General features: G+C 66.0%; 19 protein-coding genes. 8 read left to right on the top strand and 11 right to left on the bottom strand.

What is annotated here, in order from left to right; all coding sequences use genetic code 11:
- Positions 1-111: 111 nt before the first annotated feature.
- The 6 genes from P7D22_RS06430 to solA all read left to right on the top strand — a co-directional run bounded on the left by P7D22_RS06430 (position 112) and on the right by solA (position 6,727).
- The gene (locus tag P7D22_RS06430; RefSeq protein WP_442916037.1) at positions 112-819 is read left to right on the top strand and encodes a helix-turn-helix domain-containing protein; all 708 of its coding nucleotides are present in this window, start codon (positions 112-114) and stop codon (positions 817-819) included.
- Positions 820-1,153: 334 nt separating this feature from the next.
- Entirely contained in the window at positions 1,154-2,050 is an 897-nt protein-coding gene (locus tag P7D22_RS06425) for a class II glutamine amidotransferase (protein ID WP_319933393.1), read from the top strand.
- Positions 2,050-2,739, top strand: coding sequence for a protein GlxC (locus P7D22_RS06420; protein ID WP_319933392.1), 690 nt, complete (start codon positions 2,050-2,052; stop codon positions 2,737-2,739). Before P7D22_RS06425 ends, P7D22_RS06420 begins: the two co-directional genes overlap by 1 nt.
- A gap of 113 nt (positions 2,740-2,852) precedes the next feature.
- Complete coding sequence (locus P7D22_RS06415; RefSeq protein WP_319933391.1) at positions 2,853-4,181, top strand: FMN-binding glutamate synthase family protein; 1,329 nt, start codon at positions 2,853-2,855, stop codon at positions 4,179-4,181.
- 37 nt (positions 4,182-4,218) lie between these two features.
- Positions 4,219-5,526, top strand: a complete 1,308-nt coding sequence (gene glnT / locus P7D22_RS06410; protein ID WP_319933390.1) for a type III glutamate--ammonia ligase — start codon at positions 4,219-4,221, stop codon at positions 5,524-5,526.
- Positions 5,527-5,557: 31 nt separating this feature from the next.
- A complete protein-coding gene (gene solA / locus P7D22_RS06405; protein WP_319933389.1) occupies positions 5,558-6,727 on the top strand; it encodes an N-methyl-L-tryptophan oxidase in 1,170 nt (389 codons plus the stop codon).
- 4 nt (positions 6,728-6,731) lie between these two features.
- Here solA and P7D22_RS06400 read toward each other — a convergent pair whose 3' ends face one another.
- From P7D22_RS06400 to P7D22_RS06365, 8 genes are all read right to left on the bottom strand, one after another.
- On the bottom strand, positions 6,732-7,697 hold the full coding sequence (locus P7D22_RS06400; RefSeq protein ID WP_319933388.1) for an SIS domain-containing protein: 966 nt from the start codon (positions 7,695-7,697) through the stop codon (positions 6,732-6,734).
- A 20-nt stretch (positions 7,698-7,717) separates the two neighbouring features.
- Positions 7,718-8,587: a carbohydrate ABC transporter permease gene (locus P7D22_RS06395; protein WP_319933387.1), complete on the bottom strand. Its 870-nt coding sequence runs from the start codon at positions 8,585-8,587 to the stop codon at positions 7,718-7,720.
- The gene (locus tag P7D22_RS06390) at positions 8,587-9,531 is read right to left on the bottom strand and encodes a carbohydrate ABC transporter permease (RefSeq protein ID WP_319933386.1); all 945 of its coding nucleotides are present in this window, start codon (positions 9,529-9,531) and stop codon (positions 8,587-8,589) included. The genes P7D22_RS06395 and P7D22_RS06390 overlap by 1 nt, the downstream gene beginning before the upstream one ends.
- Positions 9,532-9,547: 16 nt before the next feature.
- Entirely contained in the window at positions 9,548-10,807 is a 1,260-nt protein-coding gene (locus tag P7D22_RS06385; protein ID WP_319933451.1) for an ABC transporter substrate-binding protein, read from the bottom strand.
- 19 nt (positions 10,808-10,826) lie between these two features.
- A complete protein-coding gene (locus tag P7D22_RS06380; protein ID WP_319933385.1) occupies positions 10,827-11,789 on the bottom strand; it encodes an N-acetylglucosamine kinase in 963 nt (320 codons plus the stop codon).
- Between the two features lie 4 nt (positions 11,790-11,793).
- A complete protein-coding gene (locus P7D22_RS06375) occupies positions 11,794-12,603 on the bottom strand; it encodes a DeoR/GlpR family DNA-binding transcription regulator (protein ID WP_319933384.1) in 810 nt (269 codons plus the stop codon).
- Positions 12,604-13,263: 660 nt separating this feature from the next.
- Entirely contained in the window at positions 13,264-14,562 is a 1,299-nt protein-coding gene (locus P7D22_RS06370; RefSeq protein WP_319933383.1) for a D-tagatose-bisphosphate aldolase, class II, non-catalytic subunit, read from the bottom strand.
- A complete protein-coding gene (locus P7D22_RS06365) occupies positions 14,559-15,512 on the bottom strand; it encodes a tagatose kinase (protein ID WP_319933382.1) in 954 nt (317 codons plus the stop codon). Before P7D22_RS06365 ends, P7D22_RS06370 begins: the two co-directional genes overlap by 4 nt.
- A gap of 269 nt (positions 15,513-15,781) precedes the next feature.
- Between P7D22_RS06365 and P7D22_RS06360 the strand changes: the two genes are divergently transcribed.
- Both P7D22_RS06360 and P7D22_RS06355 read left to right on the top strand, forming a co-directional pair.
- Positions 15,782-16,576: a CbbQ/NirQ/NorQ/GpvN family protein gene (locus tag P7D22_RS06360; protein WP_319933381.1), complete on the top strand. Its 795-nt coding sequence runs from the start codon at positions 15,782-15,784 to the stop codon at positions 16,574-16,576.
- Between the two features lie 59 nt (positions 16,577-16,635).
- The gene (locus P7D22_RS06355) at positions 16,636-18,894 is read left to right on the top strand and encodes a nitric oxide reductase activation protein NorD (RefSeq protein WP_319933450.1); all 2,259 of its coding nucleotides are present in this window, start codon (positions 16,636-16,638) and stop codon (positions 18,892-18,894) included.
- Positions 18,895-19,072: 178 nt separating this feature from the next.
- Here P7D22_RS06355 and P7D22_RS06350 read toward each other — a convergent pair whose 3' ends face one another.
- The 3 genes from P7D22_RS06350 to ureC are packed head-to-tail and all read right to left on the bottom strand — an operon-like array spanning position 19,073 to position 22,277.
- Positions 19,073-19,930 carry an urease accessory protein UreD gene (locus P7D22_RS06350; RefSeq protein ID WP_319933380.1) on the bottom strand — a complete coding sequence of 286 codons (858 nt, stop codon included), beginning with the start codon at positions 19,928-19,930 and terminating at the stop codon, positions 19,073-19,075.
- Positions 19,927-20,568 carry an urease accessory protein UreG gene (gene ureG / locus P7D22_RS06345; RefSeq protein ID WP_319933379.1) on the bottom strand — a complete coding sequence of 214 codons (642 nt, stop codon included), beginning with the start codon at positions 20,566-20,568 and terminating at the stop codon, positions 19,927-19,929. Before ureG ends, P7D22_RS06350 begins: the two co-directional genes overlap by 4 nt.
- Positions 20,565-22,277 (bottom strand): urease subunit alpha, encoded by a 1,713-nt coding sequence (ureC, locus tag P7D22_RS06340; RefSeq protein ID WP_319933378.1) that lies wholly within the window; start codon positions 22,275-22,277, stop codon positions 20,565-20,567. The genes ureG and ureC overlap by 4 nt, the downstream gene beginning before the upstream one ends.
- Position 22,278 lies beyond the last annotated feature (1 nt).

The following is a 22,278-nucleotide window of genomic DNA, read 5'->3' as shown; positions in this document are numbered from 1 at the left end:
GGTGTTCCGTCAAATCAGCACGTGTAGTCGCGGATGCTCGTAGCTGGTAACTCTGCCGCGACAGTCTCTTGGCCAGCCTGATTGGATTGGCTCGCAACGAGCACGGGCGGGATGGCTAGAAACAGGCAAGGGTCAAGGAAGACGAAAATCGCTGGCCTTCCGCCTCAGGAAGTGGCTGTGCAAGGCGACCACCCTTCCGGCCTTGCCCAGGATCCTCATGCGCTGACGGGCGCGAGAGACAATCTGCTTGAGGTCGCTATAGGCCGGGAGGTGCATGCGTTCCGATCTAAACTTGGCCTTACGGTGTCGGATCTCGCTGCTGCGGCTGGGCTGTCCAACGGGATGTTGTCGAAAATCGAGAACGGTATGACCTCGCCCTCATTGACGACGTTGCAGTCGCTGTCTGGCGCGCTCGGCGTCCCTGTGACGGCGTTGTTTCGCCGTTACGAGGAAAAACGCGACGCAGTCTTCGTGAAAGCTGGCCAGGGTTTAGCGATCGAGCGCCGGGGCACCCGCAATGGTCATCAATACCACCTCCTTGGCCATTCAGGAGACCGCTCGTCGCGCGTGGTGGTCGAGCCTTACATGATTACGTTGACGGCGGAGTCGGACGTTTTCCCCTTGTTCCAGCACGACGGGTTGGAGTTCCTGTACATGATCGAGGGTGAGGTAGCCTATCGGCACGCCAAGAAGCTATACGTCATGCAGCCCGGCGACAGCCTGTTCTTCGATGCAGACGCCCCACACGGGCCCGAAGAACTGCGCCGCCTGCCAATCCGTTTCCTATCGGTGATCTCCTATCCACGAGAAGAGAGATAGCGCCTCTGCCCACGGGCTGGCCCGCTTCGGATTTCGCCGATCGAACGCGTTCGACACGGCGTCGTTTAAACCGATGGCCGTCGCCGCCGCAGTCCATCGACACGCGCTTCAGCGTCGGTGCGCTCATAAGCGACAGACCGCGCGCACCCACCGGCTGCGGGCACCCGATGCGGCAAACGGCTGATGCTCGCCCTGTCGGCTCAAGATGACTGCCAGCGTCGCCATTCAAGCGCCCCGCACAATCACTTTTTCTCTCAAAGAATAAATGTTTCTTGTGATGGAAATTGCGCTGCGTTAGTTGTTGACGAACAAGCAGGGCGAACGGAGCGCGCGCATGTGCGGGATCGTCGGATTATTCCTGAAGGACGAGGCTCTGGGGCCGCAGCTGGGTATGCTGTTGTCCGGCATGCTGACCACCATGTGCGATCGGGGACCCGATAGCGCCGGCTTCGCCGTTTATGGAGCCCCGCTGGCTGGCACGGCCAAAATCACCGTTCAAGCGGTTGAACCGGATGCCGCTTTCAATGGACTCGACGCAGCTTTGGCACGAAGCATCGGCGCCGAAGTCGCGCTTCATCGCAAGAGCACCCACGCGGTTCTGAGCGTGCCGGCCGATCGGGTTAAAGCCGTGCGGGACGCGCTGCGGGCTAACCATCCAGCCGTGCGGGTCATGGGGACCGGCGATGCGATCGAGATCTACAAGGAGGTCGGTCATCCGACCGACGTTGCGCAGCGTTTCGGGCTCGCCGACATGCAAGGGACGCACGGCATCGGCCACACCCGCATGGCAACGGAGTCGGCCGTCACCACGCTTGGCGCGCATCCGTTCTCGACAGGGGCCGACCAATGCCTCGTCCACAACGGCTCGCTGTCGAACCACAACAACCTGCGCCGCGACATGAAGCGCGCCGGCATGACGTTCGAGACGGAGAATGACTCCGAGGTGGCGGCCGCCTACCTCACGGCCCAGATGGACAAGGGCCTGAGCCTTGGTAAGGCGCTGACCAGAAGCCTCGACGACCTCGATGGCTTCTACACGTTCGTGGTCGGCACCAAGACCGGGTTCGGCGTGCTGCGCGACCCGGTCGCCTGCAAGCCCGCCGTGCTGGCCGAGACCGACCGGTACGTGGCCTTCGGTTCGGAATATCGGGCACTCGTCGATCTGCCGGGCATCGAGGCGGCCCGCGTCTGGGAGCCCGAGCCCGCCACCGTCTACTTCTGGGAGCGCTGATGCCCGTCGTCGACCTCGCGCAGACCGGGCTTCGTGCCCTAAACGCCGCTTTGCACGGCCAGGGCCCCGGCACCAATGAAACGCTGTGGGAGGTGCTTAACCCCCGTGGCGGCCACGCGGTCGCGGTCGCGGTCAATGCCCCAATCATGGTCGAGATCAAAGGAAGCGTCGGCTATTATTGCGCGGGCATGAACCGCGAGGCCATCGTGACCGTGCATGGCTCCGCCGGCCCCGGCGTTGCCGAAAACATGATGTCGGGCGAGGTCCGGGTGAAGGGAGATGCCAGCCAATATGCCGGGGCAACCGGCAAGGGCGGTTTGCTGGTGATCGAGGGCAACGCCTCTTCGCGCTGCGGCATTTCCATGAAAGGCATCGACATCGTGGTGCGGGGCTCCATCGGTCATATGTCGGCCTTCATGGCCCAGGCCGGCCACCTCGTGGTCTGTGGCGATGCCGGCGATGCGCTCGGGGATTCGATTTACGAGGCGAAATTGTTCGTGCGCGGTTCCGTGAAGAGCCTCGGGGCTGATTGTATCGAGAAGCCTATGCGGAGCGAGCACCTCGCCGCCGTGCAGGCCTTGCTGGACCGCGCCGGCATCACGGACGCGAAAGCGGCAGAGTTCAAGCGCTACGGTTCGGCCCGCAACCTCTACAATTTCAGCGTCGATCACGCCGACGCCTACGGCTGAAAGGGGTCGGCGCAGGCCCCGGAAGCGCAAGCAGGCACTGACCCTCATCCGACCCCGCGTCACGGGGCCACCTTCTTCCGCAGATGCAGAAGAAGGGATTGCGGAAGCCCTCCATGTCCTACCAGAATCCGCCCACTGTTCCCCGCAAGTCCGCGACCTTCGACGACTACACGCTGTCGGAGATTCGTCGCGCCGCCACGACGGGCATCTACGACATCCGTGGCGGCGGCTCCAAGCGGCGGTTGCCGCATTTCGACGACCTGCTGTTCCTCGGGGCCTCGATCTCGCGCTACCCGCTCGAAGGCTATCGTGAGCGTTGCGGCACCGAGGTCGTCCTCGGCTCGCGCTTCGCCAAAAAGCCGCTGGAACTGAAGATCCCGATCACGGTGGCCGGCATGAGCTTCGGTTCTCTGTCGGCCAACGCCAAGGAGGCGCTCGGGCGCGGCGCCTCGGCGGCCGGCACCTCGACCACCACGGGCGACGGCGGCATGTCGACCGAGGAGCGCGATCAAAGCCGCACCCTCGTCTACCAGTACCTGCCCTCGCGCTACGGCATGAATCCCGAGGACCTGCTCAAGGCCGACGCCATCGAGATCGTGATCGGCCAGGGCGCCAAGCCCGGCGGCGGCGGCATGCTGCTCGGCCAGAAGATCACCGACCGCGTCGCCGCCATGCGCACCCTGCCCAAGGGCATCGACCAACGCTCGGCGTGCCGCCACCCCGACTGGACGGGGCCGGACGATTTGGAGATCAAGATCCTCGAGCTGCGCGAGATCACGGATTGGCGAACCCCGATCTTCGTGAAGGTCGGCGGGTCGCGGCCCTATTACGACGTGGCGCTCGCTGCCAAGGCCGGGGCCGACGTGGTGGTAGTCGACGGCATGCAGGGCGGCACGGCCGCCACTCAGGACGTCTTCATCGAGAACGTTGGCATGCCGACCCTCGCCTGCATCCGCCCCGCGGTCCAGGCTTTACAGGATCTCGGCCTGCACCGCACTGTCCAGCTCATCGTGTCGGGCGGCATCCGCAACGGCGCCGACGTCGCCAAGGCCCTGGCGCTCGGGGCCGACGCCGTGTCGATCGGCACGGCAGCCCTCGTGGCGTTAGGCGACAACGATCCTGCCTATGAGGCGGAGTACAACGCGCTCGGCACCACGGCCGGCGCCTATGACGACTGGCACGAGGGCCGGGATCCGGCCGGCATCACGACCCAGGACCCGGCGCTCATGGCCCGGCTCGATCCTGTGCTGGCCGGCCGTCGCCTCGCCAACTACCTGAAGGTGATGACGCTCGAGGCGCAAACCATCGCTCGAGCCTGTGGCAAGAACCACCTGCATAATCTAGAGCCCGAGGACCTTTGCGCCCTGACGCTTGAGGCCGCCGCCATGGCCCGCGTGCCGCTCGCGGGAACGGATTGGATCCCCGGACAAGGCGGCCTCTAGGCCGCCTTCTTTTTTGCTCGATCGAAGGAGCCCGCGCTTGACCCCCGATCTCGCCAGCCTCGCGACAGAGCGCGGCATCCGCTACTTCATGATCTCCTACACGGACCTGTTCGGCGCCCAGCGGGCCAAGTTGGTGCCCGCGGCCGCGATTGCCGACATGCAGCGGGACGGCGCGGGTTTCGCGGGCTTTGCCACCTGGCTCGACATGACGCCGGCCCATCCAGACCTTTTCGCGCTGCCGGATGCCTCGGCCGTGATCCAGCTTCCCTGGAAGCGCGAGGTCGCCTGGGTGCCGGCTGATTGCGTCATGGAGAACAAGCCGGTGCCGCAGGCGCCGCGCGTGGTGTTGAAGACGCTCGTGGCCGAGGCCGCCAAGGAAGGCCTTTACGTCAAGACCGGCGTTGAGGCCGAGTTCTTCCTGATCGATCCCGACGGCTTGGCCATCTCGGACAGCAAGGATAACGCTCAGAAACCCTGCTACGACCAGCAGGCGCTGATGCGCCGCTACGACGTGATCGCCGAGATCTGCGACTATATGGGCGAGCTCGGCTGGCAGCCCTACCAGAACGATCATGAGGATGCGAACGGCCAGTTCGAGATGAATTGGGCCTTCGACGACGCGCTGGTCACGGCAGACCGACACTCCTTCTTCAAGTTCATGGTGCGTTCGGTGGCCGAGAAGCATGGCCTCAGGGCAACCTTCATGCCGAAGCCCTTCCCGGGCCTTACCGGTTCGGGGTGCCACGCCCACATCTCGGTTTGGGATCGGGAAGGTGGGACCAATGCCTTCTACGCCGCTGAAGACGCCCTAGGCCTATCCCGCCAGGGCTACCACTTCCTTGGCGGTATCATGACCCACGCCGAGGCGCTCGCGGCCGTCACCAACCCGACGGTCAACAGTTACAAGCGCATCAATGCGCCCCGCACCGTTTCTGGCGCCACCTGGTCACCCAACACCGTGACATGGACGGGCAACAACCGGACCCACATGGTGCGGGTGCCCGGCAAGGGGCGTTTCGAGCTGCGCCTGCCCGATGGCGCCGCCAACCCCTACCTGCTGCAGGCCGTCATCATCGCGGCCGGGCTCGACGGCGTGCGGACCGAGGCCGATCCCGGGCGACGGTCGGATATCGACATGTACCAGATGGGCCATACGGTGACCGACGCGCCGCAGCTGCCGTTGAACCTGCTCGACGCGTTGCGGGCGTTCGACCGCGACGAGACGCTGAAAGCCATGATGGGGTCCGACTTCTCGGCCGCCTATCTCAAGATGAAGCACATCGAGTGGCAGAGCTACGCGTCGCATTTCACCCAGTGGGAGCGCGACACCACGCTCGACGTGTGACGCAGCCGAAACAAAGCCGAGCCAGGACGCAATGACCGCACGATACGACGTGGCCTTGGTGGGGCTCGGCGCCATGGGCAGCGCCACGCTCTATCAGCTTGCCAAACGGGGCGCCAAGGTGATCGGCCTCGATCGCTACGAGCCACCGCACGATCTCGGTTCGAGCCACGGCGAGTCCCGCATCACCCGCGTCGGCGTGGGCGAGGGACGGAGCTACGTGCCCTTCGCCCAGGCCTCCCAAAGGATCTGGCGCGAGCTCGAAGCTGTTTCAGGATCGACGCTGTTCCAGCAATGCGGCGCGCTCGTCATGGGCCCGGGGGATGGCGAGACGACCCACCACGGCATGCCGGACTTCACGGCGCGCTCGATCGCCTCGGCCGAGGCGGGGGGCGTGCCGCACGAGGTGATCGACGGCGCCGAAGTGACCCGACGATTTCCCATGTTCCTCGGCCTCTCGGGCAGCGAAAAGGCCTACTACGAACCGGGCGGCGGCTTCCTGATGCCGGAAGCCTGCATCGCGGCCCAACTTGGACAGGCCGGGGCGCTTGGTGCCACGATCCGAACCGGGGTTGTGGTAGACGAGGTGAAGCAGGACGGCTCGGTCGTTCGCCTCACAACCTCCGATGGTATCATCCTGGCAGACCGCGTCGTCGTCTCGGCCGGGGCTTGGTCGGTACCGCTCATTGGCCCACCGTTCGATCGGCTGCTGAGCGTGAGCCGCCAGTTGCTGCATTGGTTCGCGCTCGACGACACCAGTGCCTATCGCCGGTCCTCGCCCGTCTACATCTGGATGTATGGCAAGACCGACGCCGAATACTTTTACGGATTTCCTCCGCTTGCGGGTGATCCACGGGTGAAAGTCGCCAAGGAACAATACGAAACCAACACCACGGCCACGAGCGTCGACCGCCGTGTTGATCCATCCGAATCCGCGCGGATGTACCGTGCCAACATCGCGGGCCGGCTCGCCGGTGCCACTTCGCAGGTCGCGAAAGCAGCCGTCTGCCTTTATACAGTCACACCGGACAGAGGCTTCATCATCGATCGGCACCCGGAACAGGACCGGATTACCGTGGTGTCGGCCTGCTCGGGCCACGGCTTCAAGCATTCCGCCGGTCTCGGCGAGGCGCTCGCCGAGACGCTGAGCGAAGGCCGGAGCCGCATCGACCTGCGCCCCTTCGCGCTCGATCGCTTCGCTTGAGCTTTTAGGCAGAAGCTCGGTCGAGAACCACGACCTTGTTGAGGTGACGCGGCGCGCCCGTGTCGAGGCCGCGCGCCTCGGCGGCGCGCTCACCGAGCAGCTGTAGGATCGGCAACACCACGAGGCTACGCGCCTCGAGCGAACCGCCAATATCCAGGCTCACGTCACCCGGACCGCCGAGGCCGATCACACGCGCCCCCTTATCCTGCACTTCGGCCGCGATCCGAACCTCCTCGCCGTGGGTTTCCGCGCTGTACAGCAATACGGCTAGGCTGCGGTCGTCGATCAAGCTGATGGGGCCGTGCCTGTATTCCATCGGATGATAAGCCTGCACGTGGCTAAGGCTCATCTCCTGCAGCTTGATGCCACCTTCCGCCGCGATGCCGTAGAGCGCGCCCGCACCCAGCAACACCGGATGATCGCGGCCCTCGATCATTGCCGGCAGAACGGCCTCGAAGGCATCCAGCGCCGCCTCGGCCGCCACGACCTCCGGCTCGCCCACGGCGATGCCGGCCAGGCGCAATCCGACCAGCAGCATGAGGCTCGCCGAGGCCGTCATGACGATTCCCTCGTCGGGATGCGTCGCGGCGAAGATCACCGTATCGGCCGCCTTCGTGATGCTGCTGCCCTGCTCGCAGGTGACGGCCGTGGTGCCATAGCCGGCCGTCCGGCTGACTTCGAGAGCCTGAACGGTTTCGGTGGATTCGCCACTGCGCGAAAGGCCGATCACGTGCGTCTTGACGCCATCGGGATGGTAGGCGGCGCGACGGCGCGACCATTCCCCGCCAGGCACGGCCATCGCCCGAAGCCCGCGCAGGTTGAACGAGGCCGCGATGCTTTGCGCCAGATGGTAGGACGTGCCGCAGCCCACGATCACGAAGGTCGTGGCCCGGTCCTGGAAGGCCGGTGGGGTCGGGGCCTCACGCAAGAAGCGGAACTGCTCGCGGATGACGCGCTCGGTCGTGTTCATAGATTGAGTCCGTGGTGGAGCTACTTGCCCGATCCGGCCATTAAGCCCTGGACAAGGTAGCGGTTGAGAAAGAGCACCACCGCGATCGGCGGCAGAATGGCGAGCACGCCCGCGGCGTTCATCAGCCCATAGTCGACGTAGTTCTTGGTGACGAACTCGGGAATCAGCACCGTCAACGGCTTGGTGGCCAGCGTCGGCGAGAAGACGAGCGGGATCATGAACTGACCCCATGCACTCAGGAAGGTGAGGATGGCGCTGGCGATCAGGCCCGGCGCCGCGATGGGCAGCACGATGACCAACAGCGTGGTGGTACGGCCGGCGCCATCGAGCCGCGCCGCTTCCTCAAGCGACAGCGGCAGCGATTGATAAACGCTGCGCATCAGCCAGAGAGCCAACGGCAGGAACGCCGACACATAGATGAGCGTGACACCGAGGTAGGTATCGATAAGGTGGAGACTGACGAGCAGGCGGTAGAGCGGGATCATCACCGTATAGGCCGGCACCGCCAATGTGGCGACGATGAGTACGAACAGGAGATCGCGACCGGGAAAGCGCAACCGCACGAAAGCGTAGCTCCCGAAGGTCGCCAGTGTCACGGTTGCGACCGTGGCCAGCATGGATACCACAAGGCTATTCACCAGGGCGCGGCTGAACTGCGGCCACACGGATTGCACCTCCGTGCCGAGATAGCTGCTCGAGGCGCCGAGCAGCTTCGCATAATGTTCGAAGGTGATCCGCGGCGGCAGGAAATGCGGCGGCTGCGCCACGAGGTCGGTGGGGGCCGTCAGGCTTGTCATGACCGCCCAGTAGATGGGGCCGAGAGACCAAAGCAGCAGCCCCGCCGTGGCGGCCCATAGGCCAAAGCGACGCATCAATGCAGCGGCGCGCATCAGCCGTACCGCGTTTCGCGGTAGACCCGCAGCACGTAGACAAGAGATACGAGGCAAGACGCAAGCATGACCAGCACCGACAACGCCATGCCATAGGAGAAGTGCAGGTTCTGGAATGCCGACATATAGACCTGCGCCAGCACGGTGCGGGTATCCAGACTCGAGCCCGCCAGGATCCAGGCTTCGTCAAACAGGTTGAAGGCAAAAACCGTGGACTGGCTCATGGCGATCGCCAGCCCGCCAGCAATGAGTGGAAGCGTTACGTGAATGAAGGCCTGCACAGGGCCAGCCCCATCGAGCTTCGCGGCCTCGTAAAGCTCTCTCGGCACGCTCTGCAATGCTGCCAGCAGGATCACGGCCGTCAGCGGCATCATGCGCCACACATGGACGAGGGAGACCAAGCACAGCGCGGTCACGCGATCATTGAACCATACTTTCGGGGCGGAGATCAGGCCGAAGCGCAGGAGGGCGCCGTCAAGGAGCCCGTAGCTTGGGTTGTAGATCCACATCCAGACGATGGCGTTGACCACGGGCGGTAACGCCCAAGGCAGGATCACGGCCGCGAGCAGCCAGCGTCGGCCGATCGTGACCCGCTGTAGCAGCAACGCCGCGCCAAGTCCCCCAAGCGTTTCCAGCACCACCGCGATGACCACATAGGCGCCCGTATTCAACCAAGCCTGCCTGACCTGGGTATCCGACAGGAGGTCCACGTAGTGCTTCAGGCCGATGAAGGGCGTTCCGGGTCGCATCGGATCGACTCGGTGAAGACTGTCCCACAGGGTCAACCCGAGGGGCACGAAGACCAGGGCCGCCATCAGCAGCACGACCGGCGCCGCGAAGGCGAAGCCAAGCCATTGCTCATTGCGGGGTACGCGTTCCCGCAATCGCCCTGGCTGAGCTATGGCTCCGACGGGCAGGGTCGCCTGGCTCACGCGCGTGAGCATGGTCTACAAACCATCGTCACTTTTGCGCGTCCTCGGCACCTGCCGCGATCTGCTTGATCGCGGCATCAACGGTGAGTTGGCCTTTGGCGGCCTGGTTGAGGGCCGTCGCGACCGCACTCGAGAACTGGGGGTACCAGCCGGGCGTGCCCTGCTTGAACAAAGGCTCAACGGTGGCGGCCTGCTCGAGCAGGACTTTGCCGCTCGCGAGCTTGCCGTCCTGGTCGAGGGTCTGCAGCACGCTTGTGCGGGTCGGAAGGTTGCCGAGCGCCGTGTAGCTCTCGATCTGGCTTTCGGGGGCAACCATCCACTTGACGAAGACGGCAGCAGCCTCCTTGTGCTGCGAAGCAGCCGGAATGCCGGCGGCGCCCGGTAGGCCGAAGGTGCGCGTCTTGCCTGAAACGTTCGGCATCAACGCGCCCTGGGCGGCGGCCGCGACCTTGGATTTCGTGGGATCGGTGTAGACGGAAAGGTTGCCGGCCCAGCCCGCAACATCGAAGGTGATCTGTCCGTTCTTGAACAGCTCCTGGATCTCGACGTCCTTCAAACCCGTCGCGGCCGGATCGATGAGGCCGTCCTTGAGCGCCGCCATCTCCCAGGCGAGCGCCTTGTAGCCGGGCGAGTCGGGTGACGTGAAGAGCGGCTTGGAAGCGGCGTCGAAGAGTTCGCCGCCGAATGCCCTGGTCAGCAGGTACCACGCGGTTGCCGACCCCTCGGTGGCCGAGAACGGCAGGCCGATCGGATAGGCCACCACACCCTTCGCCTTGATGGCCTTGGCATCGGACATCAGTTCGTCGGGCGTCGTCGGCGCATGGTCGATGCCGGCCTTCTTGAGATGGTCCTCATTGAGGATCAGAAGGCGGTAGTCGTTGTTGTAAGGTAAGGCGATCAGCTTGCCGTCGAAGGTAAAGATCGAATCCGTGGGCAGGTCGGCCTTCACCGCGGCATCGACATCGCCGTCGAGCGGCACGTACCATTGTGCGGCGCCGAACTGGCCCACCCAGGACCAATCGACTTCCGTCACGTCGGCGGGCGCCGTCCCTGCCACCATCGACGTCACGATCTTGGTGCGAATGTCGTCCCATCCCAGGGTCTGCAGGTCGAGCTTGATGCCGGTCTGCGCAGTGAAGCGATCCGTCATGTCCTTCGGCAGCGTGGTCCATGGCGGAAACAGCACCGTGATGATCTGACCGGCATAGGGTTTGGCCTCATCGGCCCGCGTTGGTAGGACCCCCGCCATCAGAAACGCGGCAACCGACCCCAGAAGAACTTTCCGCATGTTCATCACACGTTTCTCCTCACGCTGCCCAAGCGCTGCGTTCGCCTTCGGAGAGCGCTCGATCGAGCCGCTCGATCCATGTATCTTCCGTTCTCCAGCCCGCTCGCTGCGCGGCCCGAAGCAGGGCCCCGCCAACAGGGGGCAGCCGCGGCGCGAGGGGCTCGGAACCGAGCTGCCCGGTGACGCGCCGCATGACCGTGCGGCTGTGGAACACGCCGCCTGCGTGCGACCAGGCCAGGGGTGGGCGGAGGTCGAGCTGCCGCGCGCAGGCTTCGGCATGCGCGGCCAGCGCATCGCCGGCCCGCCGTAGGATGGCAAGGGCTGAGGGCTCGCCGGCTTCGGCTTGGGCATCCAGGCTCGATGCCAAGGCCGCAATAGAGGCGCGGCGGGCCGGCAAGTCATAACACCAACCCAGGAGGTCGCCCGCATCGAGGCCAAGACCCGCCAGCACCGCATGTGCGAACGCCATGTTCGACGAGCGTCCGTCGAGCGCCCGGCTCACCTCGGCCAGGGCCTCGCGTCCGATCCAATAAGCGCTGCCCTCGTCGCCAAAGACATCGCCCCAGCCACCGCAGCGCATCGTGCGCGATCCGTTGCCTGACCAGGCCATGGATCCCGTGCCGGCCAGCAACAGCACGCCGGGCGCGCCCGCGAGCGCCCCATCGAAGGCGGCCTCGACGTCGTTGACCACCTCGTGTCGGCAGGCGATCAGCTCGGACGCGACCGCGCGCTGCCGCTCGGACAGATCGGCAACCTCGCCATGACATGGCAGGGCGAGAACGGCCTCCGCAAGCCGCGCGTACCAGGGTGACAGGCCTGCGAGCATCGCCCGCAGGCGGTCGGCCCAATCAGGGTGGGTAAAGGGATCGAGTGACGGATGGCGACGGAGATAGAGGATCGCTCCGTCGCGGTCGGCCACGGCTATCAGCGTCTTGGTGCCTCCGCCGTCCAGTCCCAGGATGAGGTCTGGATCAGGCGCCATTGGCTCAGGCCACCCTGCCCGAGGCCAGCCGCAGGCCCGAGCGGCCCGCTGGCGTCACCAAGCTGAGGGCCGCCCCCGTCTGGCGAACGGCCGCGCAGGCCGCGGCCGGGAGAGCATCGTCGGTTATGACCTGCAGCGAAGCATTCACGGCGGTGACCACATAGGTGGCGCGACGCCCGAACTTTGTCGCATCCGCCAGCATCACGGTTTCGGCGGAGCGCTGGCGCATCAGGGCATTGAGGCTCGCCTCCGCGGGATCCACGCTGTAGATCAGGCCATCGTCCCCGACCGCGCCTGCGCCCAGGAACAACTGGTCGAACCATAGACCGTGAAGCGCCGCTTCCGCGGCTGGCCCGACCAGCGAGGCATTCTCCACCCGCAACTGCCCGCCGATGAGGCTGGTCTTGATCTTCGCAACCGGCATCAGCTCCTGAGCGACGACAAGGCCGTTGGTGAAGACCGTCAATGGCAGGGGCGCGATGCGGAGCAGGCGCACCAGTTGCAGCACCGTGGTGCCCGCATCGAGGAAAACAGCGCTGTGCGGCTCGAGGAGGTCGTAGGCGGCCTGAGCGATAGCCCGCTTGGCCTCGAGGTTTTGTTTCTCACGCACCGCGAAGGCTGCCTCCGTCTCGGCCCCGTTGGCGATGCGGGCACTCCCGTGCGAGCGGCTGACTATGCCCTGTTGCTCAAGCAGCTGCAGATCGCGCCGGACCGTCGCAAGCGAGGTCCCTACGGCCTCGGCAAGCGCCGGGATCGAGCAGGCGCCCTGGGTATAAAGGTGATGCCGTATGGCTTCGAGGCGGTCGGTCTGCATAGGCTTCGTCCCACTTGATGCGAGGCTACGACCCAACCACGTCACGTTCAATCAGAAACCAATGACGATTGTGATCTAAATTGCTGCTTTATCAAGCGCAGTCTGCTTCCCTTTTCGCTATTGCGGCTCCACGATGCGACATGAGGCAGCTCGGTGCCTCACGCAACCGGCGGCAGGTGTCATTCCACGGGTCAAACGTGGCGCATCCCTGGGATCGAGTCGATCATGCGTGGCCGATCCAGGACGGCGCCGGCACGACAGAGCTCACCATCGATGATCACGCCGTCTATCTGCCAGGCGCCAGAAAATCCGACTTGAGGCAAAACCGACCGGACGTGCAGCGGTAGATGGTCATCGGCCGGGCGGTATCCTGGGACGCTCGCCTCATGTCGACGAGGGAGCTTACGGCTACCTTGAGACACCGGAACGGTACGATGTTCCCACGTCGGTCCGTAAGCTCAAGGCTCCAGGACGCTCGGTCGGTTCCGTCAGCCACGGCCTCCCAGTGTCGTCACTAGCGGGGTCCGCATCGTCGTCCCGTGTTGCGGCAGCCGGGCGAGCGCCGAGCTGGCGACAACCCTCGTCGTCCAGTCGTCTGGTCGGCGGTTAGACTCGGGCGAGGGCCATCCGACAGCTGGCTTCAAGGTCCACCGCCGCAGATCAGCCGCGTGGCGTGGCGTGGCAGGCGCGATCATAGCGATCCAGTACCTGCTGCACCGCGGCGATGGCCAGGTCGCGGGGCCGTGGCGCGAGCGAGCCATCAGCTACGGCGCCATAAAGCTTGCCGAGGTGCTGGCTGACGAGCGGGCCGGGGATCGGGCGGTCGCCGAGACGTGCGAACAATCGCTCGACCCCATGCTGCGCCTCACGGTGAGGCCAATAATAGCGGATGCGATCGCTGAAGCTGTAGTGACGCTGCAGCCGAAGCGCGTCGGCATCGCCAGCGTAATAGTTCCTCCAATACTCCGGCTCTCGCACCATCAGGGCTTCCATCAGAGCCGGCAGGCCCTCCGTCCTGTCGGGGTCGGCGCCGTCCTGCGTGGGCAAAATTCCTGCGATGGCGTCGAGCCCGTACAGCGCCTCCCGGAGCGCGAAGGTGAGCCAGGGTCCGACCTTGAGGATTGCGAAGCCGTCGCGCACCAGAGCCGCGAGCGCGCCCTCCGACTGGTAATCCGTCGAATGCGCCTCGAACACGAGGCCGGGCATGTGGTCGAGAGCCGCCGCCAGCGCTTCAGCCTTAACGGGTTGGTATCCAATGACGTCCGTGCTGCCGAATTCGACGCCCGGCTGCACCACGACGCCGATCACGCGCGCGAAGGCATCGTCCCGCCCCCTCGCGCGAAAGGCTTGCCGATGCACCTCCAACGTGCGGAACGCCGCCTCGGGACGCGTCACCGCGAGCGTGTCGAGCGCATGCTGAGCGCCACCCGGCACTGGCACCTCAGTGCCGATGACGTAGACGGGGCTAAGCCCGACGCCTACCTCGGCCTCGGCAGCGCTCGCGAGGGCCGCGGCGCGCTCGGCCGTGACCGCGTCGGCGAGTGCCGCGGGCTCCCCGGCGCAACCCATACTTGTGTCCAGGTGCAGCTTGCTGAAGCCTGCCTGCGCATATGCGCCGATCATGGTAAGGGCGCGGCCCATGGCGTCGCCCGGCGAAAGGTGCTTCCAGGGATTGGGGCCGAGGTGGTCACCCCCGAGGATGATGCGGGCAGGATCGAAACCGACCTTGGCCGCGATGGCTTCGACAAAACCGCGGAACGCCGCTGGCGTCATGCCGGTGTATCCGCCCTCCTGGTTCACCTGGTTGCAGGTCGCCTCGATCAGCACCCGACGCCCGGTTCTCAGCCCATGGGCCAGGGTCGCCTCAATGACGATCGGATGGGCGGTGCAGACGGAGGTGATCCCCGCGGCATCGTCGGTCAGGCGTTGGCTCAGCAGCGGCGGCAGGGGGCGGATCAAGGGGCGGCTCGCTTGTTTCGATCGGCTAGGAAGTCTTTGATCTCCGCCTCGGTGCTTGCGCCCTCCATGGGGCCTAGCTTGGTCACCGCGAGGGCGCCGCTGGCGGCCGCGTAGGCCAAGCAGGTGCCGGGCGGCATGCCTCGCAGCCAGCAACTGACGAAGGTGGCTCCGAAACTGTCACCGGCGCCCGTTGGATCGACCTCGTCAACTGCGAAGCCGGGCTGCGTGAGCCGGGTCGTTGCGTCGTAATAGCTGGCGCCCATGACCCCCTTTTTATGGACCACCGCGGACACGCCGTGTGCGAGGATCTCGGCGATGGCCGCATCCTCGTCCTCAGTATCCGTGAAGAGGGTGAGTTCGGTTCCACTCGGCAGAAACAGGTCGCAACGCCGGAAAAGCGCCTCGCAGGCCGCCCGCAGCCCTGAAAGGTTGAGCATCTCCAGCCGGAGGTTCGGGTCGAACGAGATTGTGCCGCCCCGACCCTTGATGAGGCTTGCAGCCTCAAGGACGACCTCGACGATTGCCGGCGCGAACAGGGCGGTTCCCATCACGTGCAGGTGGTGGCTTTGTTCAAGCACGGCGCGCGCCGCACTGTCGAAAACGATTCGTCCTGAAGCGCTATGCGTGATGTTGAACACAAAAGCGCGGGAACCGTCGGCGCGGTAACGCACAAAGGCGCTACCCGTGGCAGCCTCGGGATCGATCCGGATGCCGCTGATATCGACACCGTCCCGGCTGAGACGGTCGAGGTTGACGCGACCGAAGTCGTCATCCCCGACGCATCCAATCATCGCCGCAGGCTGACCGAAGCGGGCGGCCTGGTCGGCGAAGATGGCAGGCGCGCCCGACGGAAACGGACCCGTGAGGGCAAGGGGCTCGCGAAACCCTTCGCCTGGCTCGGCTGCCATGATCTCAACCAGGATCTCCCCGATGGCGACGATGCGCTTCATGAGCCCTGCTTACCATATCAACGGTTATCCCGGTTGTACCATGAATGCTCTCGGCAGCACTCTGATCGTTCAGGGATAAATTTATGGCTTCGCCTGGCCAGAAGAGGAATGGCCGTTTCCGGCGGGAGGATGGACATAAGCATTCGTCCGGGACATCAATGTTGCTGCGCTGCGATCGCAACACCGACGCGATCCAACCTTACCTTGTCGGGTTATGGACGATAGGTTCGTCCACAAAGAACGAGAGAACAAGACAGGCCAACGGAACCATGGACGCTTACTTGGTCAAGACGGAGCCTTATTACCGCCCGACGGCGAATGAGATCGCCCTCTTCGAGGCGGCCTATCGCGACCGCCTCCCCGTCATGTTGAAGGGCCCCACCGGCTGCGGCAAGACGCGTTTCATCGAGCACATGGCCTGGAAGCTCAGGCGCCCTCTTGTGACGGTCGCGGCGCATGAGGACATGACGGCGGCCGATCTCGCGGGCCGCTTCCTGCTCGCGCCGGAAGGAACCGTCTGGCACGACGGCCCGCTCACGCTGGCGGTGCGCCGCGGTGCCATCTGCTACCTCGACGAGATCGTCGAGGCCCGGCAGGACACGACCGTGGTGATCCATCCGCTGACCGATGCCCGCCGGGTGCTGCCCCTCGACAAGCGCAACGAACTCGTCGAGGCCCACCCCGATTTCCAACTCACCATCTCGTACAACCCCGGCTATCAGAGTGCCGTCAAGGACCTCAAGGAATCGACCAAGCAGCGCTTCGTCGCCATCGAGTTCCATTACCCCGAGCCGGAGATCGAGGCCGAGATCGTGGCCCGCGAGGCCCGCGCCGACTCTAGGTTGGCCTCGCTTCTGGTCGACATCGGGGCGCGGTCGCGCAACCTGCGCGGCCACGGGCTCGACGAAGGGGCATCGACCCGGATGCTGATTCATACGGCACGGCTCGTCGGAAATGGCATTCCCCTCGAGGCGGCCGTGCAGTCCGGCATCGTGCTGCCCATCACGGATGACCGGGACGTCCGCGAAGCGTTGACGTCGGCCATCGCGGCCTGCCTCGGATGAGCTTGGCGTCGACACGGTCGCCGGAGCCACGACGCGGTGCCGACGGGCAATTGCGAGCCATGGTGCGTCAGCGTCCCGTCCTCTCGGGCGGGCTTCGGGCGGTGCTCGATCGGCATGCCCAGGCATCCCAGTTCGAACACGAGGCCTGGGCCGAGGCGATGCTCCGCCTGGCCAATGTCAACGCCGGCCCCGGCGCGCTTCTGGCGGCCTTTCGCGTCTGCGCCCTCATCCCGGCCCGGCCCGGTGCCCTGGCGCGCAGCGCCGCCGCGCTTGCTGCCGCAACCGACGTCTGCCGAGCCGCCGGAGCCCACGCGGTTCGGGCAGTGCTCGACGCCCGGGCCGATCTGGCCCAGCGTTTCACCGCTCTGCCAGACGGCGATGAGGCCGCATGGTGGCGCGGCATGGTACGGATCGCGCGTGAGGCGCCGACCTGCATCGATGCCGCGGCAGGCACGAGCGGCCGCATCGTCGCCACCTGTGGGACCGGCAACTTCGAGGCTTTCGTGGCGGCGGGTCTCAGGGCCGTCGCCGATCCCGCAAGACGGCTCGCGTTCTTCGCGCTTGAAGACCCGGAAGCACGGAGGGTGCTCGATCGGCTGTCGGGCCAGATCACCTTTTCGACGATGCAGCGACGGCTGAGCGCTTACGCTGCGGCCCTCTGGGGCCAGGCGCCGCCCATGCGCGAAGCGGCTGTCGTCGGCGAGGGCTCGCCCGAGCGACGCACCACGATCTCCTCGGGCATCGTTCGCGTCCCGGATGTGTTCCGGACGGTGCCGCCGGGCCGGGTGCCGGCGCTCTACCGGGCCACGGTTGCCCATGCCACGGCGCATCTGGCGCTCGGCGAGCCTCGCTTCGACCCTGCGAAGCTGAAGCCTGTGCAGATCGTGCTGGTCGGCCTGATCGAGGACGCGCGGATCGAGGCACTGGCGATGCGCCGCTTCCCCGGCCTCTTCCATCTTTGGGCGCCCTTCCACACGGCAGAACCTTCGACGCTGAAAACGGTGCCGATCCTGCTCGAACGATTGGCACGCGCCCTCTTCGATCCAGCCTACGAGGATCACGACGGTCTCGTGAGCAAGGGCCGCACGCTGTTCAGGGCAGAGGCTGACCTGAGCGATCCAGGCCTGTCGCGGCGCATCGGAAGCCTTCTCGGCAACGACATCGGCCAGATGCGTATCCAATTCAACGCCAAGCTGCATGTCGTCGATCCCGTGTATCGCGACGACAATCTGGGGCTCTGGACCTTGCCGCCGCCCCCACCCGACGCAGCCGTGGAGCAGCTCGACCTCGCGGTCGAGTCGGCCCGCATCGAACGGGAGACGACGCCCGATGGCGAGACACCCGACCGCAACGATCCGGAGCCGGAGCTGGACGACAGCCTCGGTCTCGCACGCGCGGTCAAGCCCGACGACCGCGGTGTCGTCGTGGCTCATTATTCCGAGTGGGATGCAGGCGCCGGACTGGAGCGCCCGGACTGGACCACGATCCGGGAGGTCGAACCCACGCCAGCGTCCACCCACGCGCTCGACGCGGCGCTGGCCCGCGACCCGGGCCTCCGCATGCGGGTTGAGCGCCTTGTGCGTGCCGCGCGGGTCGGGCGACCGACGCGCTTGCGTCGGCAGCCCGACGGACTCGATCTCGACCTCGATGCGGCGATCGATGCCGCTAAGGCGCTCCGCACCGGCGAAATCCCGGACGAGCGCATCCATGAACGCAAGGTGATGCGGACCCGCGACCTCGCCGTGCTGGTTCTGATCGACGTCTCGGAGTCGACCCGCGACCTTGTCCCGGCCGCCGGTGTGTCGATCATCGACATCGAAAAATGCGCCGTGGCAGTGCTAGCGGAGGCCATGGACGCGCTGGGCGACATGTGTGCGCTGCGGGCCTTCTCGTCCGACGGACGCGAGGACGTGCGCGTCACACGCGTCAAGGACTTCGACCAGCGGTTCGACCAAGTTGCCCGCGCGCGCCTGAGCGGCCTTCAGCCACAACTCTCGACCCGCATCGGCGCGGCCCTGCGCCATGCCGGAGCCGAACTCGACCCCCGCGCCGCGACCCGCCGCATCGTCATCGCCCTGACGGACGGGGCACCCTCCGACATCGATGTCCCGAACCCGACCGACCTCGTCGACGACGCCCGGCGCGCGGTTCTCTCGCTCCGAAGCCGCGGCATTGATGTCTTCGGCATCACGCTCGACCCTTCGGACCAGGGCTCGGGCGCGGACGTGTTCGGCCGAACCAATCACATGCCGGTGCGCCGGATCGAGGACCTGCCGAGCCGGCTGTCGGAGCTGTATTTTCGGGTGGCCCGGCGGTAGGTGCGGGCCGCCGAACATTTTGAGGCTGGTCAGAGACCTCCCACGACCCTCATGCTGAGGAGGCCCGAAATACCGTCTCGAAGCACGCACGATGGCTGTGCGCCCTTAAACAGGCCGCCTTTGGCGGCTGCTCAGGATGAGGTCGGGGCTTGTTTAAACGGTCTTGAACCAGTTCCTGCTACTTTCGCCGTCGTGCTGGGGCGCACCCGACCAGGAGCGTGAAACCGGCCGTGAACACGAGATCGACGCCACGGCTCAATCGACCGCCGTCGCGCGCCAGAAGGCGTACACCCCATCCGGCCCCGCCGGGCAGCCGCGACGCCCCGGCCAGCACATCGATCGCATCGAGGGCGGCTTCGAGACCTCCCGCATCGAGGGCCTGGGCGGCGTCGCCGAGAATGAACACCATCCCCATCGCGCCGTAGGAACCGAGCGGGGAGCTGGGCGCCGCAAAGGCGGGGCCGTCGATGTGGCTTTGCTCATCGACCAGCACACCGCCGCCCGCCGCGTCGATGCGGGTTGCGGTGGAGAGATGCGCAAACGGGGCCCCACGGGCGGCGGGATCGTGCGGCGAAAACCCTTCCGCCAAGATCGCCGTGGCGCCCGGCGCCAGCGTGACATTGGTGGAGACCGACAGGTCCGTACCGGGGAACAGGATATAGGGGTCGGTGGTCAGCGCCAGCCACGCGCCCGCAGCCACGTCGATGTGGGTCTCGACCCGGATGTCGCGCCCCGTGTGGACCACGGTCGCGGCCTGGCTCGTGACATGGGCGCGGGCCTCGGGGCCGGCCGCGATGGCGAGCGTCAGGCGATCGCCGCCATAGAGCCCCCCCGAGGCGGATTGCAGATACAGCGTCGCGAGATCCGGCTGGCCCAGGTCCAGGTGGTGCGGACGGGTGATGTGGAATGGGTAGGGGATCGCCTGCCGGGCCAGGAACGTTCGGCCGCCACCGCGCGCGAAGCGGAGCGTGGCGTCGACCGCACGGGTTCCCGGTTTCGCCGATGGCAGAAGCGCTGCGGCAGCACGCTCGTTCATTCCTTGAACACCACGGCCCCGCAGATGGCATCGGCCACCGCCTCCACGGCATCGCCGGTGCGCAGGTTAGTGGCGATGACGGGGCGGCCGGCCCGCACGGTTCCGGCCTCGGCCAGCATGCGGGGCAGGTCGACGCCGACATGGGGGGCGAGGTCGGTCTTATTCACCACGAGCAGGTCGCAGCGGATGATCCCCGGCCCCTTCTTGCGCGGAATGTCGTCGCCGCCCGCGACGTCGATCACGAAGATCCACCAGTCGACGAGATCGAGCGAGAACGTGGAGGCGAGATTGTCGCCACCCGACTCGAACAGGATGAGTTCGAGGCCGGGAAAGCGTGCTTCGAGCGCGTCGCCCGCCGCGATGTTGAGGGTCGGGTCCTCGCGGATCACCGTATGGGGGCACGCCCCGGCCTCGACGGCCGCGACACGCGCCGGGTCGATGAGACCGGAGCGGCGCACCCTCTCGGCGTCTTCGTGGGTGACGAGATCGTTGGTGACGATCGCGAGATCGATGCCGCGCTCCTGCAGCACGGGGATCAGGCGCTCGATCAACGCCGTCTTCCCGGAGCCGACCGGCCCACCGATGCCGACGCGGGCCGCCGTTTGACGCTTGTGAGATGGGGTTGGCATCGCACTCATCGCAGCATGTACCGCTGCGCCAGGGGAAGGCGCTCAGCCGGTTCGCAGGTCGCGAGGATGCCGTCGACGAAGACCTCGAACGTCTGCGGATCGACCCGGATGTCCGGGCAGGCGTCGTTCCACAACATGTCGGATTTTTGAAGCCGCCGCGTGCCGTGGGCAGGCAGCAGTGTTTTGGACAAGCCGAGCGATCCACCGAGATCGGCCGCGATCGCCAGCGGGTGGACGAAACAGGCGGAGAGCGCGGAAGCGGCGCGGCCGAAGGCGCCCCATTGCGGACGCATGCGGATCGGCTCGCACGTCATCAGCGAGGCTGCCGAGTCGCCCATGGCGCCCCAGGCGATAAAGCCGCCCTTCACTACGAGCTCCGGTTTGATGCCGAAGAAGGCCGGGCGCCAGATCACGATGTCGGCCATCTTTCCGTCTTCGAGCGAGCCGATGTGGTCGGCTATGCCAAAGCTCTTCGCCGCATTGATCGTGTATTTGGCGATGAAGCGGCGGATGCGGGCGTTGTCGCCGCGCCGGGGCTGCTCCTCGGGCAGTGGTCCGCGCTGGTCCTTCATCTTGGAGGCGAGCTGCCACGTCCGGCAGATCACCTCATGAATGCGGCCCATGCCCTGGCTGTCGGAGCCGAGCATCGAGATAGCGCCGATGTCGTGCAGCACGTCTTCGGCCGCGATGGTCTGGGCGCGGATGCGGCTTTCGGCGAAGGCCACGTCCTCGGGAATCGCCGGATTGAGGTGATGGCACACCATCGTCATGTCGAGGTGTTCGTCGAAGGTGTTCACCGTATAGGGATTGGTGGGGTTGGTCGACGACGGCAGGCAATGCGGCAGTCCCGCGACCCGGATGATGTCGGGCGCATGGCCACCGCCCGCACCCTCGGTGTGGTACATGTGGATGGTGCGACCGCCGATGGCAGCGAGCGTATCCTCGACGAAACCCGATTCGTTCAGCGTGTCGGTGTGGATCTGCACCTGGAAGTCGAGTTCGTCCGCCACCTTGAGGCAGCTATCGATCGTGGCCGGCATCGAGCCCCAGTCCTCGTGGATCTTCAGGCCGAGGCAGCCAGTCTCCATCTGCTCGACTAGCGAGGCAGGCTTGTGGGAGTTGCCGCGGCCCAGGAAGCCGAAGTTGATCGGCCAGGCTTCGGACGCTTGCAGCATCTTGCCGGTGTTGAAGGGGCCGCCCGAGTCGATGCCGACCGTGATGGGCCCGAGCGAGCCGCCGAGCATCGTGGTGATGCCGGACGAGATGGCGTGTTCGCAGAGGCCGGCCGAGTCGAAATGCACATGCACGTCGATGGCACCTGCGGTGGCGATCAGCCCCTCGCAATCCCGCACCGTAGTGGCCTGGGACACGATGAGGCGGGGGTCGACGCCGTCCATTACGGCGGGGTTGCCGGCCTTGCCGAGCCCCACGATCACCCCGTCCTTGATGCCGAGGTCGCCTTTGACGACACCAAGCACCGCGTCGATCACCACGACGTTGCAGAGCAGCATATCGAGCGCGCCCTGGGCGCTGGTGATTCCGGCGGCAAGACCCGCGCCATCGCGCAGGGTCTTGCCGCCGCCGTGCAGGCATTCGTCGCCGTAGACGGTATGGTCCTTTTCGACAACGGCGATCAGCGAGGTGTCGCCGAGGCGCAGGCCGTCGCCGACTGTGGGACCGTAAAGCTGCGCGTAATCTCTGCGGGACAAGCGGGCCATG

Origin of the sequence: Lichenihabitans sp. Uapishka_5 (assembly GCF_033947565.1) — a bacterium.
GTDB lineage: Bacteria > Pseudomonadota > Alphaproteobacteria > Rhizobiales > Beijerinckiaceae > Lichenihabitans.
The sequence above is the reverse complement of the archived record's forward strand: the minus strand, read 5'-3'. Positions and strand labels throughout refer to the sequence as shown.